Below are 771 nucleotides of genomic sequence, written 5' to 3' on the forward strand. Positions count from 1 at the left end.
TGATCTGGCCCCCTGAAAACGGACGCCATGAAGCCGTTTCAGGCGGCAGGCCGAAGCTGCCGGGCGTAGTTGTTAGGCGAGTGGTAGCCCAGCGCCGAGTGTAGCCGGGCTGGATTGTAGAAGCCGTGGATGTAAGCAGCGATGGACTGGCTGGCTTGTTCCCTACTGGCGTAAGGCTCGGCAGCCTCTTCTGTCTTGAGCGTCGCAAAGAAGCTCTCGGCCACCGCGTTGTCCCAGCAATTGCCAGGCCGGCTCATGCTTTGGACCACGTCATGGGACTGCAGCAGCTGGCGAAACTCGTTCCCCCAGTACTGCCCACCACGATCTGAATGGAAGATCAGGCCGGGTCGTTGTGGATGCAGAGCCCAAGCATTGGCAAATGCTTTCACCACCAGCTCTTCAGTCAGACGCTTGGAAACGCTGTAGCCCAGCACCTGCCGGGTCTGGACGCTGATGACCACGGCCAGATGCAGCCATCCCTGGCGGGTGGGGACATACGTGATATCCCCGACCCACGCCGTCGGTCCGGTTCCGGGGGCAAATTGCCGATCCAGCAGGTTGGGGGCGAGCTGAGATGAGCCGCCGGAGGACTTGGGTCGGAATCGGCCTTTGGTCTTGCCCTGGATTCGCTCCTCGGCCATTAACCGTGCCACGCGCTTGTGGCCGACTGGATGATTCCTGGCTCGTAAGGCCCTGACCAGCCGACGTCGCCCATAACTGCGCTTGCTGGTCACATGAATGGCCCGAAGCTCGGTACGGAGGGCCGAATCG

1 protein-coding gene is annotated in these 771 nt (G+C 61.7%); it reads right to left on the reverse strand.

The annotated features are described in order from the left end of the window. Window positions 1-38: 38 nt before the first annotated feature. The coding region (locus HMPREF3114_RS13755; protein ID WP_053501315.1) for an IS3 family transposase at window positions 39-771 on the reverse strand (733 nt) is incomplete at its 5' end.

The organism is Stenotrophomonas sp. HMSC10F07, from assembly GCF_001807895.1.
In the GTDB taxonomy this organism is placed as follows: Bacteria; Pseudomonadota; Gammaproteobacteria; order Xanthomonadales; family Xanthomonadaceae; genus Stenotrophomonas; species Stenotrophomonas sepilia.